Consider the following 1,365-nt stretch of genomic DNA (forward strand, 5'->3'; position numbering starts at 1 on the left):
CGCCGCCGGCGGCAAGTTCGAGCACACGGCTGCGGCGCTGGCGCGGCTCGCCGATCTCCCGCTGCCGACGATCGAGCGCATGCTCCTGCAGCAGCGCGCCGAGTCGCTCTTGTTCCTGGCCCGGGCACTGGGTCTGGGCTGGGCGACGACGCGCACCATCCTGCAAATGAGGCACGGCGACGAGGGCAACGTGCACGACCAGGGCATCGATCTCGTCCGGTCAAGTTTCGAGCGGATCAAGCGCACGACCGCCGAGCAGGTTCTCGACTTCCAGCGCACCCGTCACGACCTCGCCTGACCTCGGGCCGGATCGGGCGCGGCTCCGCCGCCGTAAAGACGGCCCGGCCTTCGCGCGCGCGCCGCAATGCCGCAAGGCGCTCGGCGTCCCGGCGGCGCCCCCAGCCGAGATGCCAGACCGCCGCCGCGAGAACCCCACCGTCGAACATCAGCTCGATCAGGCCGACCGGCCAGAATTCCATTGCTCTTGCCTCCCGTGATCCCGGTTTTTCGTAGTTCCTCGTGTTCACTCGTAAGAAGCGACTACGGTCCGATGCCGACATCCGCCCGGCGACCACACACGACAGCGGTAATTCAATCCGGGCCTTAACCTTAAATAATCCAATACGCGCGATGCTCGTAGTCGACTTCTTGTTCGATCGGAGACGAGCCGTGTCCTCCCTGCTTTCACGCGTTCGAATTCTCACGAAGATCTTGGGCCTCATCGCATTGCTCGCGCTCGCCGCGGTCGCCATCGTCGCCTTCGCCACGAGCGCGATGACGGACCTGCGCGACGCGAACCGTCTCACTGAAGCGGCCGGCGACAAGGCCGTGCTGGGCTCCCGCCTCAACACCAATTTCACCGCGATCGGGCGGGCGGAGGCGATGCTGGTCGCCGACCCGCGCCCGGCCGTGATCAAGGACGCGACCGATCAGCTCCGGGCCGAATGGAAGCTGGTGGACGAGCGTCTCGCTCCTCTGGAGAAGCTGCGGGCGACGGACGACGACCGGCGCTATCTGACCGAGCAGGCGCCGCTGATCGCGGCGGTCCGGCGCAGCTCCGACGGGCTCGTCGCCTTCGCGGCCGGGCTCGGCGAGGCACCGGACCCGGCGCAGCGCAACGAGCTGCTCGCCCGCGCCGCCGCCAGCCGCGCGGCACAGGACCAGGCCCGCAACCGGACCCGCGTCTACTTCGACGAGTTGCAGCGGGCCAAGCGCCGCCTCTCGGAAGAGGCGCAGGCGACCTACGAGACCGGGACGCGCACCATCGTCACGATCGCATCGGTCGGCATCGGCCTCGCCCTGCTGCTCGGCATCCTGGCGGCGCGCTACGGCATCGTCCGGCCGATGCTGGACATGACCGGGGCC

Annotated in this window: 2 protein-coding genes; both read left to right on the forward strand. The window is 68.9% G+C overall.

The window, feature by feature from the left end; all coding sequences use genetic code 11:
• A partial coding sequence (locus CH341_RS31280) for a DUF2336 domain-containing protein (protein ID WP_146604711.1) occupies nt 1-298 on the forward strand: 298 nt, incomplete at its 5' end.
• A gap of 413 nt (nt 299-711) precedes the next feature.
• A partial coding sequence (locus CH341_RS31285) for a hypothetical protein (RefSeq protein ID WP_210208704.1) occupies nt 712-1,365 on the forward strand: 654 nt, incomplete at its 3' end.

Origin of the sequence: Rhodoplanes roseus (assembly GCF_003258865.1) — a bacterium.
Classification (GTDB): domain Bacteria; phylum Pseudomonadota; class Alphaproteobacteria; order Rhizobiales; family Xanthobacteraceae; genus Rhodoplanes; species Rhodoplanes roseus.